The sequence below is a fragment of the Candidatus Zixiibacteriota bacterium genome, assembly GCA_035380245.1.
Lineage (GTDB): Bacteria > Zixibacteria > MSB-5A5 > GN15 > FEB-12 > DAOSXA01.
Genome location: DAOSXA010000002.1, coordinates 826,017 through 845,839 on the forward strand (window position 1 = coordinate 826,017; position 19,823 = coordinate 845,839).

Consider the following 19,823-nt stretch of genomic DNA (forward strand, 5'->3'; position numbering starts at 1 on the left):
GCCGAGCGTACCACAAAAAAAACCGGCCGAGGCACAAAGCCGCGGCCGGTGAAGATATTATAAGGAATCGACTAAAGAGTCCGCGAACTGGTATCTCCCACCTGAGCATCAACAATCGCGATTGTCGCCAGATCAACGATCTGGTTGACATCGCTGGTCCGATGCAGAACATACACCGGCTTACGCAGTCCCATCAGGATCGGTCCGACAGCCTGGAAGCCACCCATTCGCTGAGTCAGCTTGTAGGCGATATTACCGGCACTCAGATTGGGGAAAATAAACACGTTGGCCTGTTCCTTGAGCTTTGAGAACGGGAAATGCCGTTCCATAAATTCAGGCATCATGGCCGTATCGGCCTGCATCTCGCCGTCAATCTCCAGATCAGGAGCCAGTTGCTTCGCTATCCTGGTTGCTTCTGCCACCTTCTCAGATTCCGGATGAGGGGCTGAGCCGAAATTACTGAACGACAGCATTGCAATCTTCGGAGTAATATGGAAACCGTTTTTGACCACCCGCGCCGCTCCAAGAGCGATCTCGGCCAACTGCTCGGCGGTCGGGTTTATATTAACCGTGGTATCCGCGAAGAAATAAACTTCTCCTCGCTGTATCATCACGAACAGGCCGGACACATGCGAGACATGATCCTGGAGATCAACAATCTGCAGAGCCGGGCGCAGGGTTGTCGGATAATCCGATTGAGCGCCCGACAACACAGCATCACAATCTCCCTGTTCGAGCATCATGAGAGCATAGTGAATGGGGTCTTTCACCATAGCGCGAGCTTTCGCCATGGTTACCCCTTTACGCTGACGCTTCTCGAACAACCGGGCAGCGTACTCTTCGCCTTTATCGGAAGTATTCGGGTTGATCAGCTTGATTCCGTCCATATCGACTTCATGTTGATCGGCCAACTCCCGGATCGCTTCCGGATTACCCAGAAGAGTAGGTGTGGCAATCCCTTCCATGGTGAGAATATGAGCCGCACGAAGTACACGCACCGATTGCCCTTCCGGGAATACGAGGTGCTTTGGACGGCGTTTGGCACGTTCTTTCATAACGCGCATGATCACCCGTCCCTTGCCGATACGGACATCCAACTGCTGCTTGTATTCTTCCATATCGATCTGACGCTGGGCAACACCACTCTCGATAGCCGCCTGTGCCACCGCCGAGGCCTCCCAGACCAGGATACGCGGATCGAACGGCTTCGGGATGATATAATCCCGCCCGAACTTGAAATGGTCCACATGGTAAGCCTTGGCCACTTCTTCCGGGACATCCTGCTTGGCCAGAGTAGCCAAAGCCTTAACCGCTGCGATTTTCATTTCTTCGTTAATCGCCGTGGCATGAACATCCAGAGCACCGCGGAAGATAAACGGGAAACCCAGCACATTGTTGACCTGGTTCGGATAATCCGAACGCCCGGTCGCCATAATCAAATCTTTGCGGACTTCACTGGCGTCAATATAAGTGATTTCCGGATCCGGATTGGCCATGGCAAAAATGATCGGATCCTTGGCCATTGATTTGACCATATCTTTGGAAACCGTATTCGCCACCGATACTCCTACGAACACATCGGCGCCCTTCATAGCGTCGGCCAGAGTATGGCAATCGGTTTTGCGAACGAATTGCGCCTTGTACTGGTTGAACGAGTCACCGCGCCCTTCGTACATCACACCCTTGGAATCGACCATCAGGAGGTTTTCCGGATTCACTCCCAACGAACAGTACAGCTTGGCGCAAGCGATTCCCGCAGCGCCGGCTCCGGAGTATACGACACGAATTTTACTGATATCCTTGCCGACAATCTCAAGAGCATTGATCAAAGCAGCGGCCGAAATGATCGCCGTGCCGTGCTGATCGTCGTGGAAAACCGGGATGTTCATCGACTTCTTGAGCGTCTCTTCGATGTAGAAACACTCCGGAGCCTTGATATCCTCGAGGTTGATACCGCCGAACGTAGGTTCGAGCAGCTCACACGCCTTGATGATCTCATCCGGATTCTCGGTGTTTAATTCGATATCGAATACATCGATATCGGCAAAGCGCTTGAAGAGAACGCCCTTCCCTTCCATCACCGGCTTGCCGGCGGCAGCGCCGATATTACCAAGACCTAAAACGGCGGTTCCGTTTGAAACCACGGCCACCAGATTGCCCTTGGCAGTGTATTTATAAACGTCATTGGGATTCTTAGCGATCTCAAGGCATGGTTGAGCCACTCCCGGCGTATACGCCAAAGAAAGGTCCAACTGCGTAACGCAGGCCTTGGTGGGATTCACTTCCACTTTGCCCGGCTTGCCCTTGGCATGGTAGTCAAGAGCCTGCTGTTTAGTGATCATGACACAAATGCTCCTCTAAAGTTCCTGCTCTAAGTCGAGCAAACAATCAGTCTTAAGGTCGAGAAATATATCGCTATTAACCAGTTGTCAAGGCTAATTCGAGGCTTTAGTCAAAGGAACCGTAAAACTGCCGAATAATAGGCAACATATTGCACGAATGAAGGTTCATTGACCGAAAAATCCGCTCCGGCCGCGGTTTTTACCTGTCAGTTAACATAGGACAGCTCTTTGAAAAAAAACGAACGTATAAGCGGGATAAATCACCTGATACCCCTCAAATTTATGAGACACCATACTGATCGATGAACCGCTCGGGAGGCTAGAGCCGCCCGGGCTTGTCTCTAAATGCTATAGGGAAATAATTGGATTAAACCGACTCAACCGGCTGTTCGGACGGTACCAACAACACCTCAGTGGTGTCATCCAGGACAAGACAACCGTAAGGACGTAAAACGAACGAAAAAGATGTCCCTCGCCCGGGTATCGAATCCACCTGGCTGCGGATCTTCAACGCCGCGCAGATTCGATGCACCACCGCCAGTCCGAGTCCGGTCCCTTCCTTCTTGGTCGAGAAAAACGGTTGGTAAATACGAGCCAGGTTGGTCCGGGTAATTCCGGGACCGTCGTCAGTGACTCTTATGAGCACCTGGTTTCTTTCTTCCGGTCTTTCGAGGGAGAATTCCAACTCGTGCGGCTGGGCATCCATTGCTTCACAGGCATTGACGGCAATGTTGAGCAGTAGTTGCTTAATCAGCCCCTCATCTCCGACAACATAGACAATCGATTCGTTTGTCTGAAAACTGATTTTAATGTTCTCATGGTACGAAGGATGGTGATACACCACTTGAATGATATCCTGCACCAGATGACACAATTCCACCTTGGCCATGGTTGGCCGGTCGATTCGGGCGTACTGAAGAAACTCCGTGGTGATTTTAGAAAGGCGGTCCGACTCCTTAACGATCAAATCCATAAGGCGGGCGTTCTCACCTGCGACCTGAAGTTCTCCCTTGAGCACTTCAACCGATCCGGAGATCGCAGCCAACGGATTGCGAATTTCGTGGGCGATTGAAGCGGACAATTCGCCCACTGCGGCCAACCGATCAGCCGCGCGGACCTTTTCCTCGAGTCTTTTAGCATCCGTCAAATCCGAAAAAATGGCAATCACACCTCGTAGACGGCCCTCTTCCCCCTGGAGGCGGGAAGTCGCGAGCCCCAGCGGTGTTTTAATGCGGTGGGCATTGAGGATCGATATCTCTTTTCGGGGATACTGGGTGTTGTTTTCGATGCCGTCCATTACGGCTTCGGCTAATTGCGGCATTCGTTGGGCGAACACATCGTTACAGAGCATGCCCCGGACATCCCCTTCGCTATAACCGAGAATACGTTCGGCGGCGCGGTTGAAATAAATCAAACGGCCGTCCTGATCGACCGTGAGCAATCCGGAATTGAGATGGCGCAGGATATCGTCAGTTTCGAGGCGGGCCATGCGCAAGGCAGCCGAGGCATCGGCCAACTGACGGTCACGAATGCGCAGGCGCTCAGCCAGGAAACCGGCTATGAAGGCAATCAGGTAAAAAATCAGCAGGTGCAGAAAAACCGAGTAGAAAATCGAGTCCTGCGCCTGCAGAAGCGCATCCAGACCGCGTAATCCGGACTCTCCGGGGATATCGGAAAACTCGATGCCCAGCCAGATGATGAAAACATCTCCGAGCGAAGCCAGCGATGCAACGATCAACGTACCGATCAGATTATAAGCCAGAGCCGCTGAAACGATAGTTAGCAGAAACAGTGCAAAGAAAGGAGAATTGACATTACCGGTGGTGTAAACGATTCCGGTTTCAATGGCGATCTCAAACAGGAACTGCAACGCTACCGTTACCGTTCTCGCGGAATTTACCGGATAGCGCCGGTGCAGACCGAATAGAACCGCCACAGCCAGCGTTGCGATCGAATAGAGAATGAACGGTACCCGCAAATAGTGCGGGTAGTCCATCCAGAAAACCACGACCACGAAAAGAATTACATAACTGGCCAGACGAAGCGGCAGGAGCCAACCGGGGCGCTTATGGTTGATCGCTCTTTCCATAATAGCCAACGGCGCCCGGTCAGGGCGCCGTTGGGTCTCTTTTCTATCGTTGATCCTTTTAACTAATTCGAGACCAACTAGATCTTGCCGATGATGTCGAACATCGGGAGGTACATGGCAACCATAATACCACCGATAGCGATACCCATAACGACAATAACGATCGGTTCGATCACTGAAGTCAGCGCCTGGACGGCCTCATCGACCTCTTCATCGTAGAAGTCGGCGATTTTGTTAAGCATTTCATCCAGTCCGCCGGTCTTTTCACCGACCGAGATCATCTGTGTCACCATGGGTGGAAACACTCCCGACTCTTTCAACGGGCCGGTGATAGTATCTCCCTCGGCAATTGCCATGACTGACTTGTTAATGGCATTCGAGATAACCAGGTTTCCGGCGGTTTTGGCTGTAATCTCCAACGCCTCCAGAATCGAAACACCCGAAGAAAGCAACGTAGCCAGCGTGCGGGTAAACCGCGCTACCGCCGACTTACGCACCAGGTTACCCAATACCGGCATCTTGAGCAGAGTCTTATCGATATTGAGCGCCCCGGCCGGAGTTTTACGCCACCAGAATAAACCGACGACAAGACCGATGAATCCTGCCATCAGATAAAGGAAATTGGCCTGGAGGAAATTCGAAATACCCAATACGATCTGTGTCGGCTTCGGCAGTTCGGAACCGAGTCCGGAGAACATTTTGGCGAAGACCGGAACGATGAACGTCAACATACCGATCGTCACCGCAGCTGCTACGAAAGCCACCACGGACGGGTAAATCATAGCGCCCTTGACCTTGCGTATCAGCTTGTCGGCTTTTTCACGATAGACGGCAAGACGAACGAGAATCGCATCGAGGGCGCCGCCGACCTCACCCGCTTCGACCATATTGGTATAAAGCTGATCGAAAATTTTGGGGTGACGCGCAAGCGCCTCACTCAAAGTAGCACCGCCCTGGACGCCGTCTTTGACCTGGCCGATAACCTTGGCCAGTTCCCTGCTCTCGGTCTGCGCGGACAGAATCTCAAGGCATTGAACCATCGGCAAACCGGCGCCGATCATGGTAGCGAATTGACGCGTGAAACGTGAAACATCGATCTTCTTAACCCCGGTACCGAACTTGATCTTAATTTCCGGAGCTTTTTTGCTTATGGAATTGACCAGAATGCGGTTCTGCCGCAACACTCGTTCCAGGTCAGCCTTACTCTTGGCTTTTAGCTCACCCTGGACGGCCGCCCCCGCAAGGGTTTTTCCTTTGTATACAAAAACCGGCATTTGTTAAATCCTTTCTATCGCTTGACGCTCTAGGTAAACGCCGGGGATTTATGTTTCGAGAGCATCTCACCCAATTCCTGGGTATTGGAACTGTAGCTCATCGCATCGTTGAGTGAGATCTTGCCGCCCTGGACAAGCTCCATCAACGACTGGTTCATCGTTTTCATCCCGTATTTCTGACCCGACTGAATCATGGAGTACATCTGGTGCACTTTATCGTCGCGAATCAACGCTCGAATAGCCGGTGTCGCTACCATGACTTCGAGTGCAACCACGCGCCCGCCGCCGATCTTGGGAATCAGACACTGCGACACGATCGCCTGGAGCGAGAACGACAACGAAATACGGATCTGCTCCTGTTGGTTGGTCGGGAACGAGTCGACGATACGGTTAATCGACTCCGCCGCTGAATTGGTGTGCAACGTCGCGAACGCCAAATGGCCCGTTTCCGCAATCGATAGTGCCGCCTCGATCGTTTCGAGATCGCGCATTTCACCCACCAACACCACATCAGGATCCTCACGCAGCGCGTACTTGAGAGCCGATGCGAACGAGTTGGTATCGGAGTATACTTCACGCTGGTTAACCAGAGCCGTTTGATGGCGGTGCAGGTATTCGATCGGGTCCTCGACGGTGATAATATGCACCGGACGTTCTTTGTTGATCTTGTCGATCACCGATGCCAGAGTAGTCGATTTACCCGAACCGGTCGGTCCCGTTACGAGTACCAGACCGCGCGGCAAGGTGGCAAAGGTCGAGATTACTTTGGGTAATTGAAGTTCTTCGAAAGTTCTGATCTCGTATGGAATCTGCCGGAGAACCACAGCAATGTTGCCGCGCTGCATGAACATATTGCAGCGGAAACGACTCATCGATTCGATACCGAAAGAGAAATCCAACTCCGAGTTCTGTTCGAATTTGAGTTTCTGTTTCTCATTGAGCATCGTGTAAGCTATTTTTTTGGTCTGTTCGCTGGTTAACAGATCGTAGTTCAGACGCTGCAGCTTGCCGTCTACGCGCACAACGGGCGGTGATCCGACGGTCAAATGAAGATCTGAAGCGTCCATTTTGACCATTTCTTCCAGCAGCTCTCTCAGAGATACCATGCAAGTTACTCCAGAATGTTTGTAGTCAACGGGCCTATAAGGGCGTCTTCTCTCTATATCGGCTTGAAGGACTGCTTTCTTGAACGCCAAAACACCGGTTATGACCGGATAAACTGTTGGGGGATAAGACGGTTGTGGAGAGACTATTACTCGTTGGTCGAGGTCGTGGCAAAGACCTCATCGATTGATACAATCCCGGCCTTCATCTTCTCGACCGCGCACATCCGAAGGCTGAACATTCCCTCTTCCTGGGCAACGCGCCGGATCTCCGTATCCGAAGCTTTGTCCAATATCAGGGACTCAACCTTTCGGGAAATGGGCATAACCTCGTAGATACCGGTTCGGCCGGAGAGACCGGTTCCGTTGCATTCATCGCAACCCTTGCCTTTGAAAGCCCTGATATTACGAAGCAAGTCCTTGGGGACCATAAGACTCTGCACCTGCTCAGGGGTCAGATTGACCTCCTCCTTACAGTGCTGGCAAATCTTGCGCATCATACGTTGTGCCATAATCAGTTTGGTTGCCGAAGCTACCAGATAGAACGGCACGCCCATGTCAATCAGACGGCTAATGGACGAAGGAGCATCGTTGGTATGGAGGGTAGAGAATACCAGGTGACCGGTCAGAGCGGCTCGAATGGCGATCTCGGCCGTTTCACCGTCACGAATTTCACCGACCATGATAATGTCGGGGTCCTGACGTAAGAACGATCTCAGCGCAGCTGCGAAGGTCATCCCTATGTTCGATTTGACGGCCACCTGATTGATGCCGTCGAAGTTGAACTCAACCGGGTCCTCAGCGGTCATGATGTTCACGTCGATCGTATTCAGCGTCTTCAGCGCCGAATACAGCGTGGTCGTTTTACCGGAACCGGTCGGTCCCGTTACCAGGATGATGCCGAACGGCAGGTGAATCGCCTTGTCGAACTTGCCCAGGTCTTCCTTACGGAAACCTAACTGGGTGAGATCGACCCGCAGGGCCTGCGGATCCAGAATACGCATAACCACCTTCTCACCGAAGATAGTCGGCAGTACCGAAACACGCAGGTCAACGGTTCGCCCGTGAATCTTGAGCTTGATACGGCCGTCCTGCGGCAGACGCCGTTCAGAGATATCCAGCTCAGCCATGATTTTCACGCGCGAGACGATAGCCGCACGATACTTGAACGGCAGCGGCGCCATTTCACGCAAATCGCCGTCGATACGATAACGAACCCGAATCCGTTTCTCGTACATTTCGATGTGAATATCCGAAGCCCCCAGACGGATAGCATCAGACAGGATCGAGTCCACCAGCTTGACCAGCGGCTTATCTTGAATAGCCGAGAGCAGATCCGATTCCGAGGGACCATCTTCATCGGTGCCGACCACCTCGAGGTCGGGATCTTCCTCAAGACCTTTAACGATCTCGGAGAGACCGCTGGAATCGGTGTAATAAGACTCAATCGCTTTCTCAATCGCCTTCTCGGGGGAAATGACCGGCTGGACGGTACAGCCGGTAATAAACTTGATGGCGTCAAGAACGTAGATGTTGTTCGGATCGCTGATCGCCACCAGCAGGTTGCGGTTGAGCTTCGAGATTGCAATGACGTTGAACTTGCGGGCAATATCGAGAGGAATCAGCTTAACCACTTCCGGATTAAGCTCGATATCCGAAAGTCGGAGGGCGCCTATTTTCAGGTGCTGTCCGACAAACTTGGCGATATCGTCTTCGGATTCGACCGCACCTATATGAACCAAAGCAGACTCGATCGTCTCATTCTTTTCCTTGACGAGTGCGAGAGCCTGCTCGGCTTGTTCGGGTGTGATCTTGCCGGCCTTGACCAGCATTGCCCCAAGTTCTGAAGACATACTTAGCCCGTTAGTGCGATGTTTCTCCGGTGGGTGTACCTAGCTCGGCGACGGCTCAGCCGTCGTCCGTTTCACTATGCTGATCAGTCCTGAAAGATATCGTCCAGACGATCCTGAGCCATTGAGGCGAAGTCGTCGGAAATACCGCTCTTGCCACCCTCCTTCTTGGCGTTCTCACGGATCTGATCAAAAACCTTGGCCAGTTCTACCGCCACTTCCTTGGCGTAAAGACGGACCATGCCGATCGTCGTCCGATCGTCGAAAACGACCACCAGGATAGAACGATCGCCTACCAGGGACATGTGAATATGATCTTTCTTTCCCTGGTGGAACAACACCGAAAACTCGTCCTCGCCCACGAGCCGAGCGATTTCCTTGGTCGAGGCAAAAGAACCGGCCAGCAACGCCGCCAGAGCGGTTGTGTCAAGCGACTGCGTGAACCCTTGTCGGGAGATCAGGTGACCATCCTTGTCAACCAGCAGAGCGCACTTCGCTTCGGCGCCCTTTAACATCTTCGACAACAGGGTCTCGATCTGTCTGGTCTCTTCCTCGTAAATGATGAGAGTATCTTCGGACATTTAGACCTCCGTTATTCCTATTTAATACCGAACAACCGTTTGAAAAATCCGCGTTTCTTTTCCGTCTTGCGCCTTTTCAAAGGCGGCGCCATCGACGGTCGAGACGACTCGATCTGATCCATATCACTCTCCGGAACAGGTCGCTCCATCGATGGACTCTCCGTTACCGGGTGGGACTGCGGAGTTTCGATCGCGGCAGGAGTCGGCGACTCGGGATATTTCTTGCGGTCTCCGGGATACGGGCGATAATCAGAAGAGTCGGCAACCGGAGTTGCCTGACTCGGCATAGTCTGAGGAGCTTCAGCCTGTGGCATCGGCGGCGCCGAGGCGTTGGCCGGACCTCCCAGCAGCGGTTCATCGAATGAAGGCTGTTGTGACGCATCCGTTGCGGCAGACTCATTTGCCTGAGCTGTCGGAGCGCTGGGCGGCGGCGACGGCGGTTGCGGTGAAGCCACCGCCTGAATCGGCGTCTCTTCAGCCACGGCCGCAACCGGTTGTGGTTTATGAGCGACCGGATTGGTCTCAAGCGAAGGACGCGTCGATGAGGTTGTTCCGCCTGATTTGGCCTTATCAAGAACCAGCTTAATGATCAGCTTCAGGGTATCGAACACACCGTTGCCGACCGTGGCCGAAGCCTCAAAGGTGTGGCGTCCTTTGGGATTGAGACGAGCGTCAAGGTCGGCTACCGGCATCACTCCGGGCAGATCGCGCTTGTTGTACTGAATTACCAGCGGCATGTTGTCTATGTCGTAACCGTACTCGCGCAGGTTCTCTTCGAGGTTGATCAACGACTCGATATTTTCATCCATCTTGTCCGGTTGACTATCGGCAACGAACACAACGCCGTCCACGCCGCGCAGAACCAGCTTACGGGTGGCGTTGTAATATACCTGACCCGGAACGGTATAGAGCTGGAACTTGGCGGCGAAACCGTTGATGGTTCCGATGTTGATCGGCAGAAAATCGAAGTATAGAGTACGGTCCGCTTCCGTGGCCAGCGAAATCAGGTCGCCTCGCGTATTACCCGGAACCTTGCTGTGAACGTACTGCAGGTTGGTTGTCTTACCCGACAACCCCGGGCCGTAGTAGACGATCTTGCAGCAGACCTCGCGAGCCGAATAGTTAATTGAAACCATGGATTCCTTCCCGTACCTGCCTAAGCCGACACTCTGAGTTTGCTAATGGCATTCTTCATTTCCAGACGGACCAAGCCGATATTGACTTCCTTCTCGGTCGTAACCACGAGGATGCCCAATCCGGCGTCGCCAAAAAACAGCTTCCCGTTTTCGGCCTCGATCGTAACCTGGCTGAGGGGTCTGGTGTCCAGGCGTTCAAGCGACTTCTGGATGTTCGAAGTGATCGACGCGGCCAGCGCCCCGATCGTATCGCCGTCAAACCCGGCATCGAGATCGGCAGCGATAACGATACCGTCATGACCCACGATCATCGAGCCCGTAACGCCCGTGGCTTTGTTCAGATCGCTAAGCACTTCGTACATGATCTATCTCCACGTTCTCGAACAGCGCGGGGCTGTATCGGTTGGATATATATTTCCGGATCATTTCAAGGCTCTGGTTGATGCGGATATTGAGGAAGTCATCCATTTGACGTTCCGCCACCACCATGAGCGCAAAATACTCGTCGAAAGCAAGCGTAACTTTTCGATCGTTCAGAAAAATGTTTATTTTCTCAGGATTGGACAAATTGATACGACCGAGCAAACCGCTGTTAACCTGGCGGAAGTTAAGAGCCCAGGGAGCCCAGTCGGCCGGATCGATTTCGCCACGCTTGAAGTGTCCCAGGAGAAGACCCTCATGATCAACCACGGCAGCCAGCTGCACCGAACCGTCTTCACCGATATAACGCGTGGCCTGATCGAATCCGTTCCCCTTTGAAGCGGAGGCATCGGGTACCGTTGACATATCCTCATCAGCCCTGGTCGCTGTCGGGCGATTCTCGGCCGGAGGGGTCACTTCATGGCTGACACCTTTTTTCTTGGAAATAGCGATTGAAGTGAATCCGCTTGTCTCTACCGCCGGGGTGGGTTCGGGAGTCCGACGCTGCGGCTCAGGCATCCGGCGTGGCGCCTCGGGGGCCTTGCGCGATGGCTCGGGCAGCGCAGCCGATTCTACCTCAGGTGTTGTCTCCGGTTGAGTCACGACAGTCACCATGTTCTCAATCGGATAGGTCAAATCAACGATCTGCTTGAGGACAAACGGGGTGGCAACGACATGAAACAGCAAACCCGGGAGATAACTGAACATACCGAGTTGCAGCGACAGTTTGAGCTGCATCGAATACATGGCGGCGATTACCACTCCCAGAAGAGCTCCGACCGCCAATCGGTAAACCAAACAGATGCCTGCTGCCTGGGCTAGTTTAAGCAGACTGCTGCGTCGATGAAAAGCCAGCGTGACAACGCCGTAGAAAACGAATTCAAGTGTCAGGCTGACCCATGATGCACGGGCTAGATCCGTGCCAAAACGCCCCGGGAACACGATCATTGGGACAATCACAAGCAGCATTGTCAGCAGGATAACTTGTCTGATTGTTCTCGGTGTAATCTGCATACCGCTTCCTTATCTCTAATCGACCTGGCGTGACATCAGGTCCATCAATTTCATGCGTAGCGAGCCGAGGTTGGCTTTAGCCGAGGCTACGAACAGGTAGATACCGGCGCTGGACCGGATAACATACAGAGTCCGCTGAGCAGTCTCGATCAGTACCGATTTTACGGACCCGAAACAGGCTTCTATCAATTCCTGCTCGACATGATTAACCACATCGCCAATGGTCGCACCATAAACGGCCGAGTCATCGCTGATGCCCCACTCCGATTCCAGAATGAGCCCCTCATGGTTGATCAACACGGCGCCTTCCACTCCCAAAATCCCGACTGCTTCCTTGAGCAGTCTTGGCGGTGTCAGCGGCTCCGGGGCCGGCTTGGACGGGGTCGGGGCTGCGGTCGCTTCAACGGAAGCATTACTATCCGCCACCGGCGCCGTTTTGTTGCGCTTTTCTGAACGAACGATAATGGTCGGCGCACTCTCAGAGTTGGAGGCCACGTGCGGTTGCTGCTTGGGCAGTTGTTGAGCGATGTCAAGCAACCTTGATATCTGCGGGTTGTTGGGATCGGCCTCATGAAGTCGAGACAGGAGCTTGATAGCCTTAACGAACTCACCCTTGTAGATATGTATCTCCGCCAGGAGGAGTTCTGTGGCTCTCGTCCAGCCGTCAATTTCCGCCGCCTTGCGTGCCTCGGTTTCAGCCCAATCGTAGAGTCCGCGATCCAGGTTGATCTTAGCCATAACGACATGCGCTGAACCGTAGGACGGGTGTATTTTCAATCCGTTCTGACAGACTCTGAAGGCCTTATCCAATTCCCCTTTACGACGGTGAGCTTCAGCCAAAGCTGCGAATATCTGCGAGTTGGGGTCGGCAGAAAGGATTTTTTGGCATTTGCCAATCCGTTCATCTATATCGACAGTATTGCTCACTGATATACCGTTAAGTCTCGCAATGATAGAATGTTACAATTTCGACATTTTTAGCCGTCCCATAAGTATAGACAGCTCATGAATGTATGTCAACTCTTTAAGCAGTCTTAGCCAAGCGCTTTTTTCGTTTCGAAGATGCCGTAGGTCAAAAAACCGATTGCGATGGTCAACAAGGCCGGACCGACATAAGTCGGCAGAGCATATATTTCCAACACATCGATCAACCAGGCGGCCTGAGACAGCACGAGCACCGCAAAACCGACCAGGAACATCCTCCAGCTACGGGAAAGCAGACCACCGCGGACGGTGCTGAGGACCTTGTAAGCGCCAACGCCGCAGACTACGGCCCCGATCAGGACAACGGAGTTCAGCAATGCCGGCGGCGTAGTTATTACCGCCAGATTGGCTGCATGAGCACTGTCGGCGATCAGAGCCAGGGCGATGGTCGAGAACCATATCTTTTTCATCGTTAATACCTCTTTATCAACCACGAACCATTTTCACGACTTTATCAGCACGACGGAGAGTCTTGTAAAAAGAATCCTCCAGACCGTAACGAGTAACTAGCTCCCGCCGCTTGGCCAGCGGCTCGGATATTTCTCGTTTTACGGCGCCAAGGCCACGACGGAACGGACCGGAACCCAATAACTGGAAGATGAATTCCAACTGCTCGGAGAGCATGGATTCAAGACCGCTCAGCAGATGATGAAGCCGCGTCTGTGGCGGCAATTGACGCATGGCCGTCAGGAATTTATCAAACGAAGGCATCAGGTCCGATTTAGGATCTACCCCCGGGAAATAGCTGAACAAACCGTTACGGTATTGAGAAACGAATTCCGTAAAACGAGTATTCTCGTCGCCGAGATATTCGTCAACGATGCAGCGAATGCGATAAAGGCAATTGCTGTACAGGTGGAAGATGATCGAATATATGACCTCTTCTTCATCCTCATCATCAACCTGAACGGCTTCCACCTTACCGGCGCCCTCCACCAGTTTCGCACCGACCAGTTTATAAACGGCGCGGTAGGTCACGAACTCACCCATGGGAGAGACGTTGACCAGATCCGGCAAAGTGCGCTCACCGTTGACCAGCATGAGAATACGGAATTCATCGACCGACAGCTTGATATCACCCTTGGCGGTTTTGGGATTACTTACAACCTTGAGGTACACGTCGTCCGGCGGAAGGACTTTCTGAATTTCGAGCCACTCGTCGATACGCCGGGTACCTTCCATAACGACATTCATGGTATTCATTTCCACCAGGAACGGCGCATTTTTAGGCTCCTGCCCCTCGTGGAAAATGAAATCACCCTCATGCCAGGCGAACAGGTTGTATACGATCTCTTCGATCTGCAGACGAAGACATTCGGCTATTTCATCCTTGCCGAACAAACCCATGTCGATCAAAGTCGTACCGAGCTGACGGCCGGTCTGCTTATGCAGTGTGATGGCTCGTTCCAGATCGGTTTTGGAAATTTCACCTCGCCTGAGCAACATATTGCCCAACAGGTCTTCATGGTCGTTCACCGAGGATGCGAAAATGATATTGCCGTTTCTGAAGGCCACTTCCTTTTGGCGGGCGGCGGTCTTCACCTCCAACAACCCAGTCTTCTTGCCGGTGGCCAGCAATTGCAGGATGTCGGGGAAAGATACCGTTTTTAGATTGCCGGACAGACTCACGATTTCCTGACCTTTCGTAGCCCAAGTTTATAGCCGTAATCCCGCTTTGCGGGTGTATCTCTTAGGATTATCGGGCAATTGGGCTTAGAACTTAATCGTAATCTGAGCTGCCGACTCCGATGAGCGGCGTATGGAGCGAGTCGCCCGACAACTCAAGCCGAAGCGTCCCGATTCGACTAAGGTCAAGCAGCTTAGTACGATCTGAGGAAGGTTGGACAGCCTGTTCAGAACTTGAACAGACTAAAAGATCAACATTGTCGTTCAAGTCTTCCCAAACGGTTTTAGTGAGACGCCCGCAAATAAGACAAAGATAGTCCGAGGAGAGAGGCACCGGACATGCTGCTGACGGACTCATACTCAGCAGTAAGTCAATCTGAGCGAACTTGAGACAGAAGCCTCCTTCCGTGGCCATAGCGGGGCCGGCAAAATCGGAGTCGGTTGGATTGAAGAAAGCGACATGTACCGGTTGATTATTCGGCTTCTCTCGATGTCCTATATCCATGCTGCTCGCTCGAAGGAATTCCGGCAACCAGACAGTATCGGCATGGAATGTTTCCGCTGTCGTTAATAAATTCCCCAGAGCTCCGAAGTCGGCATCGGCAACAATCAGATGCCGAAGATGCCTGATCCCGGCAGCCTGAAGCTGTGGATCGAGAACCGCTTCGGCCAGTGAGTAACTGCGACTATGCGCCGAGGAGATATACAAATCAGCGACCTTCGATTCGGCCTGTCGTACGATCACCGCGACACCACCGGGGATAGTCAGGATATCGAGCGTCTGGTTGTGATCGCGGTGCAGGTTATCAACGATTCCAATAGCCAGCCACACATTGACGAGAACAACCGCAATTACTACCGCCGAGCGGCGCAGTCGGGAATGCTTCAATCCGAGTGCCCCCAGAGCAAGAATAACATAACTCCCAAGAACGGTGAACAACGAGGGTTGCGCCAGACGCCAAAGAGGTACGTGATCACCTCCGAACCATTGCAGCATTATTATCACCAACCGCAAGAGCAGATCGAGTATCCAGCCCACCCATCCGGCCACCCACGGCAACAGAGCCTCCATCAGCAACAGCAACACCGACCCCAGCACGGCCAGTGACACTGCCGGAACGATGAGAAGATTCGCCAGTGGTGAAATAAGCGGAATGCGTTCGAAATAATAAGCCGTCAACGGGGCTGAGAAAAATTGAGCGGTTATGGTTGCGAGAAACAGCAACAACCACCAGCGTACCCAGCGATGACGCATTATTCCTCGGGGCGGGAGATGCATATCCGAAAAAACCAGTATCAGCCCCCAGGCCGTCGCGAATGACAGTTGGAATCCGACTGAATAAAATTGCGATGGATCAACGAGGAGAATGATCAGAGCCGTCACCGCAATTACATTGTTGAGGTCATAGCGACGTTCAAGAACCTGGGCCAGGATGATCAGTGAGGCCATCAGACCGGCCCTGATAACCGAGGGTTCGGCATAGGAGAGCCAGCAGAAAAACAAAATCGTTCCCCAAAGGATTACCGATCTCACCTGTCTCGGCAAGTGCAGCGGCCGCAGGAGCACGATGACGAACAGAACGATCAAGGCGACGTTCGAACCGGAAACGGCCAGCAGGTGCAGCGTACCGGAGTCGCGGAACATACGATAGATATCGAGAGGGACATCGCGCGTCTCCCCGATCAGAAAGCCCGAGGCCAGGGCCGCCGCATCCGGGGAAAGGTGTTTTTGAAAGATCTCCAGAATCGCCTGGCGAACAACATGGACCGCGTAATAAAGAGACGAACGAGGAGTCCGGTCGATTTGTAACGAGAGTAAATTGTCCTGATAAGCTACCGCTTCGATACCTCTCAGTTGAAGAAAACGACCATAATCAAATCCGGTCAGACTCTCCCCTCCGCGCGGTCGATACAACCGTGTCGAGAATTTCACTTTGTCCCCTCGTTGGAGGGCGGTGGTAAGATCGGTCACCTTGAGCAGGAGCCCGCCCCGACAGGCAGTTGTCGAGCCCGCTTCGCCAAGTGAATCCACCGTTAGTCTTATCTCGGTCCGATTGTTTTTAATCACCGGCCAGTCAACGACTCGGGCATGAACGGTGTATCGTTGGCCGGATTGAAACCTGTCGTTCAAGCTGTCGGGGCCGGTATCATAGACCGTAGCGGCAAATCGGAACGAAACGAACAACGCCAGGCTCAGGGTTAAGAGCAACATCGCCGTCTGCGGTTGCCGATTTCGCAACACCAGCCCCGCCAGACAGCTTGCCAGACAAGCCACAAGAAGCCATTCGGATTCGGGCCGGAACAGATCGGCCGAGACAATCCCCAGGACGATAAAAGGCAGAATGAAAACCGCGGGATATTTCCGCAGCATTTAAGCCCCGGGACGCTTCCCGGGAAGAACCATGTTAAGCAATCTTTTAATCTCCCCAATTCCCAACAACAAACACAACACGATATATAACACACCGGCTACGGCAGTCGGAAGCGCCAGATTGAGCAACCTCTGCCCCACGGCTCCGATCCCTTCCACCGTAATCACCGGCAGATAGTCGGCAATCAAAAAAGCGATCGCCGCCGCGGCAACGATTTTTGCACTTTTAATCGTCAACTCACGCCATGGTACGGCGATTCCCTTGGTCGGCAAGTAGTACAACAGCAGAGCAAAATTCAACAATCCCGCAATCGACGTAGCGGCCGCCAATCCGGCAAAGTTCAACAGTTTTATTAAAGGGTAATACAGCGCCATGTTGACAATCACCGAAATGATCGAGACTCGCATCGGCAGTTTTGAGTCACCGTGAGCGTAGAAGAACGGAACCGTTACCCGGACCGCGGCGAATCCGATCAGACCGTAGCTATAATGCAGAAGCGCCAGCGAAGTATTGGCGGCGTTAGCCTCGTTAAATCGTCCCCATTGGTAAATCAGCGAGACCACCTCGTCACCCAGCAGAGCCAGGAAAAATGCAGACGGCACCACCACCAGCAGGTTTAAATCGATGGCTTCCCGGAAAGCAACCCGGAGGCCTTCGCGGTCGCCTCGAGCGACCATTTCGGAAACGCGCGGCAGTGTTACGGTGCCGAGCGCTACGGCAAATACCCCGAGCGGAAAATGCATGAGGCGATACGAATAGTTCAGATACGAAATCGAACCTTCAACGAGGAACGAAGCCAGCAGGGTACTGAGCAGAATGTTCACCCGACCGGCCGACATCCCTATTATCATCGGTGTGATGAGCCGAACAACCTTGCGGAGCCCCTCGTCGAACAAATCCAGCACGGGTCGGAATCGAAAACCTATCTGCAACAAACTGGGAAGCTGAATAACGAGTTGACCGATACCACCGATCACGACACCTATCGCCAGCGAATAAACCGGCTGGTTGAATCCCTTGTACAGCAGAATCACCGAAAGCACCACCCCGATGTTGAACATGGCGGGAGAAAGCGCCGGAATGGCAAAACGGCCGAAAGAATTGAGCATCCCCATAATCAAGGCCGACAGCGATACCAGTAACAGGTAGACCATCATGATTCTGGTAAGACTGACGGTCAGGTTGAATTTGTCAGGGGTGTCGATGAATCCATTAGCGGTGATATAAATCAAAACCGGGGCAGCCAGGATACCCAGCAGTACGATTGCTCCGACCAGTAAGAGAATAGCTGTAGCCACCACATTGGCCAGGTGAAAAGCATCCTGCTCGGTAGTCTTAACCAGTTTCTCTTTGAAGACCGGGACAAAGGCGGCTGACAGTGCACCTTCGGCAAACATATCACGAAGGAGATTGGGGATTCTGAAAGCGGTAACGAAAGCATCGGTAGCCATCCCGGCCCCAAAGAACCAGGCCATAACCTGTTCTCGAACCAGACCCAAAATACGAGAAAAGGCCGTAGCGGAAGAGACCGTTCCGGCCGACCCGATAAAGCTTTTTTTCGTTGTCGAACCTGTTGACAAATCCGATCCATTACTATATAGTTACAGGCTACGTTGTGTTAACATAAGGAAAGGGTATTCAATTGCCAAACCATAAATCATGCGCCAAGCGGATGAAAATATCGACTCAGGAACGTGAGCGTAACCGCGCCTTCCGGTCTCAATTGCGGGCTGCTATCCGCGACCTGAGGGAAATGAAGGAAAAGGACGCTGCGGCAGTCAAATACCGCGAGGTAGCCCGCCTTCTCGATCAGGCAGCCGGTTGCCACCTGATTCACCGCCGCAACGCTGATCGCAATAAATCGCGTCTGGCACATTTTGTGGCTCGGCTCTCGTAGTCGATAAGCATCAAAAGCATGAAAGCCCTGACGTCCATAGACGTCAGGGCTTTTTTGTACCTATTTGATCATCCCGGTTCAGGTAGGACGATTGAGCAGGAATACCTGTCCCATGAAGCTGGAAGTTCGGCGGGTTTGTTGTCGCAGTACAACTAGATCCCTCAGGAACAACTCCTTTTCACCAATCGATATATCAGCCCCTAAAACCGATACCGGGAAATCAATATCGAGCACCCGGAAACTCGGGGAAATATCGGTAATTCCAAAGGGGAAAAGATCATCGGTGGCCGCAGCCGTACGCAGGTCTTCGAGGTCAAATGCAGGTAAAGTCATACGACCGGAGACCGGAGTTGCAAAAGTCGATTCCGAAACCTCTCCGGACGGAGGATATGAGATCGGCCGATACCGTCCAATCCTCGTGATATCTCGTAACAGTGATTTCAGTCCGCCGGGACATCCTCGTGTCTTTGAGTGCCGGATATGAACGATCAGAGTGGCTTCTTCGCCAAAATCAAACATCACTTCCATTCCGGGCGCAACCGACAAAGGTTGTCTGCCAATAATCATTTGATCGGAATGTCGGGAAGCTATTTTCAGGATATCGTTACGGGAGATTTTGATCAGCCCGGCTTCCACCGGCAATAATGAGATTTGGTCGGGGCGACAAATCTGGACCGGCAAATGCGCCAGACTGAGCCGGGTTAAGGCCTGGAAATAGGCCGGATCGTCCAGCAGTAAAAAGGAGAACTCATCCATCGGTGTCACTAATAACGGGTGTCGTACTACCCGGGTTTCTTCGAGTGTCAACTCCGTTGATGAATCCGGCGACGGCAACTCCTCGAAAGGCAGTAGCTGATCAGCCTCAACGATCCGAATCTGGGTCAAACAGTTACGATCCATGTCCGGCTAGGGAGCAAGGTTTGTGCCAAGGCTCCGGTCACTTATATGAACTCCTTGAAAGGTATACGGTAAGGCTTGATAGAGACAGCCGCTCCTTGCTTACACCCGGGATATCTGCCGGTTTCGGTAAGCTCTGATCCTGATAGTACATAAAATATGCAAGACAGATTACTCCCGGAAAAGAAAACCCTCGCTCGGTTCGAGCGAGGGTTTTATGCAAAATTCGGCAATGATA

Annotated in this window: 15 protein-coding genes and 1 pseudogene; 1 reads left to right on the forward strand and 15 read right to left on the reverse strand. The window is 52.7% G+C overall.

Annotated elements, in window-relative coordinates; translation table 11 throughout:
* Window positions 1–71: 71 nt before the first annotated feature.
* From pta to murJ, 14 genes and pseudogenes are all read right to left on the reverse strand, one after another.
* The gene (gene pta, locus PLF13_08630; protein HOP07341.1) at window positions 72–2,342 is read right to left on the reverse strand and encodes a phosphate acetyltransferase; all 2,271 of its coding nucleotides are present in this window, start codon (window positions 2,340–2,342) and stop codon (window positions 72–74) included.
* Window positions 2,343–2,709: 367 nt separating this feature from the next.
* Window positions 2,710–4,431 carry an ATP-binding protein gene (locus tag PLF13_08635; protein ID HOP07342.1) on the reverse strand — a complete coding sequence of 574 codons (1,722 nt, stop codon included), beginning with the start codon at window positions 4,429–4,431 and terminating at the stop codon, window positions 2,710–2,712.
* A 77-nt stretch (window positions 4,432–4,508) separates the two neighbouring features.
* On the reverse strand, window positions 4,509–5,705 hold the full coding sequence (locus PLF13_08640) for a type II secretion system F family protein (protein HOP07343.1): 1,197 nt from the start codon (window positions 5,703–5,705) through the stop codon (window positions 4,509–4,511).
* A 29-nt stretch (window positions 5,706–5,734) separates the two neighbouring features.
* Window positions 5,735–6,811 (reverse strand): type IV pilus twitching motility protein PilT, encoded by a 1,077-nt coding sequence (locus PLF13_08645; GenBank protein ID HOP07344.1) that lies wholly within the window; start codon window positions 6,809–6,811, stop codon window positions 5,735–5,737.
* A 146-nt stretch (window positions 6,812–6,957) separates the two neighbouring features.
* Window positions 6,958–8,661, reverse strand: a complete 1,704-nt coding sequence (gene pilB / locus PLF13_08650) for a type IV-A pilus assembly ATPase PilB (protein ID HOP07345.1) — start codon at window positions 8,659–8,661, stop codon at window positions 6,958–6,960.
* 83 nt (window positions 8,662–8,744) lie between these two features.
* Entirely contained in the window at window positions 8,745–9,239 is a 495-nt protein-coding gene (locus tag PLF13_08655) for a roadblock/LC7 domain-containing protein (GenBank protein HOP07346.1), read from the reverse strand.
* Window positions 9,240–9,799: 560 nt separating this feature from the next.
* Window positions 9,800–10,375 (reverse strand): annotated as a pseudogene (locus PLF13_08660) (GTPase domain-containing protein).
* Window positions 10,376–10,395: 20 nt separating this feature from the next.
* Window positions 10,396–10,737, reverse strand: coding sequence for a roadblock/LC7 domain-containing protein (locus PLF13_08665; protein HOP07347.1), 342 nt, complete (start codon window positions 10,735–10,737; stop codon window positions 10,396–10,398).
* Window positions 10,721–11,809 carry a hypothetical protein gene (locus tag PLF13_08670; protein HOP07348.1) on the reverse strand — a complete coding sequence of 363 codons (1,089 nt, stop codon included), beginning with the start codon at window positions 11,807–11,809 and terminating at the stop codon, window positions 10,721–10,723. The genes PLF13_08665 and PLF13_08670 overlap by 17 nt, the downstream gene beginning before the upstream one ends.
* A gap of 15 nt (window positions 11,810–11,824) precedes the next feature.
* The gene (locus tag PLF13_08675; protein ID HOP07349.1) at window positions 11,825–12,736 is read right to left on the reverse strand and encodes a tetratricopeptide repeat protein; all 912 of its coding nucleotides are present in this window, start codon (window positions 12,734–12,736) and stop codon (window positions 11,825–11,827) included.
* 107 nt (window positions 12,737–12,843) lie between these two features.
* Window positions 12,844–13,203, reverse strand: a complete 360-nt coding sequence (locus PLF13_08680) for a hypothetical protein (protein HOP07350.1) — start codon at window positions 13,201–13,203, stop codon at window positions 12,844–12,846.
* Between the two features lie 16 nt (window positions 13,204–13,219).
* Window positions 13,220–14,422, reverse strand: a complete 1,203-nt coding sequence (locus PLF13_08685; protein HOP07351.1) for a DUF4388 domain-containing protein — start codon at window positions 14,420–14,422, stop codon at window positions 13,220–13,222.
* 91 nt (window positions 14,423–14,513) lie between these two features.
* Complete coding sequence (locus tag PLF13_08690) at window positions 14,514–16,790, reverse strand: ComEC/Rec2 family competence protein (protein HOP07352.1); 2,277 nt, start codon at window positions 16,788–16,790, stop codon at window positions 14,514–14,516.
* Window positions 16,791–18,371 carry a murein biosynthesis integral membrane protein MurJ gene (gene murJ, locus PLF13_08695; protein HOP07353.1) on the reverse strand — a complete coding sequence of 527 codons (1,581 nt, stop codon included), beginning with the start codon at window positions 18,369–18,371 and terminating at the stop codon, window positions 16,791–16,793.
* A 62-nt stretch (window positions 18,372–18,433) separates the two neighbouring features.
* On the opposite strand from murJ, the gene rpsT reads away from it, so the two are divergent.
* The gene (gene rpsT, locus PLF13_08700; GenBank protein HOP07354.1) at window positions 18,434–18,688 is read left to right on the forward strand and encodes a 30S ribosomal protein S20; all 255 of its coding nucleotides are present in this window, start codon (window positions 18,434–18,436) and stop codon (window positions 18,686–18,688) included.
* Window positions 18,689–18,766: 78 nt separating this feature from the next.
* On the opposite strand, the gene PLF13_08705 is transcribed toward rpsT, so the two are convergent.
* Window positions 18,767–19,573, reverse strand: a complete 807-nt coding sequence (locus PLF13_08705) for a hypothetical protein (GenBank protein HOP07355.1) — start codon at window positions 19,571–19,573, stop codon at window positions 18,767–18,769.
* Window positions 19,574–19,823 lie beyond the last annotated feature (250 nt).

What these genes read in the sequence shown, in the direction of transcription:
- pta (HOP07341.1), bottom strand. Translation starts at nt 2,342, where the DNA reads ATGATCACTAAACAGCAGGCTCTTGACTACCATGCCAAGGGCAAGCCG.
- PLF13_08635 (HOP07342.1), bottom strand. Translation starts at nt 4,431, where the DNA reads ATGGAAAGAGCGATCAACCATAAGCGCCCCGGTTGGCTCCTGCCGCTT.
- PLF13_08640 (HOP07343.1), bottom strand. Translation starts at nt 5,705, where the DNA reads ATGCCGGTTTTTGTATACAAAGGAAAAACCCTTGCGGGGGCGGCCGTC.
- PLF13_08645 (HOP07344.1), bottom strand. Translation starts at nt 6,811, where the DNA reads ATGGTATCTCTGAGAGAGCTGCTGGAAGAAATGGTCAAAATGGACGCT.
- pilB (HOP07345.1), bottom strand. Translation starts at nt 8,661, where the DNA reads ATGTCTTCAGAACTTGGGGCAATGCTGGTCAAGGCCGGCAAGATCACA.
- PLF13_08655 (HOP07346.1), bottom strand. Translation starts at nt 9,239, where the DNA reads ATGTCCGAAGATACTCTCATCATTTACGAGGAAGAGACCAGACAGATC.
- PLF13_08665 (HOP07347.1), bottom strand. Translation starts at nt 10,737, where the DNA reads ATGTACGAAGTGCTTAGCGATCTGAACAAAGCCACGGGCGTTACGGGC.
- PLF13_08670 (HOP07348.1), bottom strand. Translation starts at nt 11,809, where the DNA reads ATGCAGATTACACCGAGAACAATCAGACAAGTTATCCTGCTGACAATG.
- PLF13_08680 (HOP07350.1), bottom strand. Translation starts at nt 13,203, where the DNA reads ATGAAAAAGATATGGTTCTCGACCATCGCCCTGGCTCTGATCGCCGAC.
- PLF13_08690 (HOP07352.1), bottom strand. Translation starts at nt 16,790, where the DNA reads ATGCTGCGGAAATATCCCGCGGTTTTCATTCTGCCTTTTATCGTCCTG.